This is a genomic window from Kitasatospora purpeofusca (assembly GCF_000718025.1).
Lineage (GTDB): Bacteria > Actinomycetota > Actinomycetes > Streptomycetales > Streptomycetaceae > Kitasatospora > Kitasatospora purpeofusca.
Genome location: NZ_JODS01000083.1, coordinates 1 through 972, shown reverse-complemented (window position 1 = coordinate 972; position 972 = coordinate 1). Strand labels below are relative to the sequence as shown.

General features: G+C 71.9%; 1 protein-coding gene. It reads right to left on the bottom strand.

The genetic code is table 11. The features are described from left to right. Positions 1–961, bottom strand: a 961-nt coding sequence (galE, locus tag IF01_RS0140790; RefSeq protein WP_030398682.1) for a UDP-glucose 4-epimerase GalE, incomplete at its 3' end; no start/stop codon positions are given. Positions 962–972 lie beyond the last annotated feature (11 nt).

The window sequence follows — 972 nt, the reverse complement described above, 5'->3', positions numbered from 1 at the left end:
CCAGGGTGAACTTCCAGGCGTCGGCGACGATGTCGTCCAGGTTCGGACGGCGCGGGGTCCAGCCGAGGGCCTGGTGGGCGCGCTCGGCGGAGGCGACCAGGACCGCCGGGTCGCCGGCGCGGCGGCCGGAGACCACGACCGGGATCTCGCGGCCGGTGACCCGCTTGACCGACTCGATCACCTCGTGGACCGAGAAGCCGCTGCCGTTGCCCAGGTTGCAGATCAGGTGCTCGCCCGGCTTCGCCGCGTCCAGGGCCAGCAGGTGCGCGTCGGCCAGGTCCGCGACGTGGATGTAGTCGCGGATGCAGGTGCCGTCCGGGGTCGGGTAGTCGTCGCCGTAGACCGCGATGTGCTCGCGCTGCCCGAGCGCGGCCTGGAAGACCAGCGGGATCAGGTGCGACTCCGGGTCGTGCCGCTCGCCGAGCGTGATCCCGGAAGAACTGCCGTACGCGCCCGCGACGTTGAAGTAGCGCAGCGAGACGGCGGCCAGGCCGTGGGCGACGGCCTCGCTGGTGATCAGGTGGTCCACGGCCAGCTTGGTGGCGCCGTAGGTGTTGGTGGGCGCGGTGCGGGCGGTCTCGGCGATCGGGACCGACTCCGGCTCGCCGTAGGTGGCGGCGGTGGAGGAGAACACCAGCTTGCGCACGCCCGCCGCGCGCATCGCGGAGATCAGCTCCAGCGAGCCGGCCACGTTGTTGCGCCAGTACTTCTCCGGGTCCACGACCGACTCGCCGACCTGGGAGGAGGCCGCGAAGTGCAGCACGCCGTCGAAGGAGCCGTCCAGGACCTCGCCGGCCTCCTGGATCCGTCCCTCGACGAACTCGGCACCGGCCGGCACGCCCTCCCGGAACCCGGTCGAGAGGTCGTCCAGGACGGTCACCCGGTGCCCCGCCTCCAGCAGGTGGGCGGCGACCACACTGCCGACATAGCCGGCGCCACCCGTGACCAGGTACTTACTCATGATGCGACCTC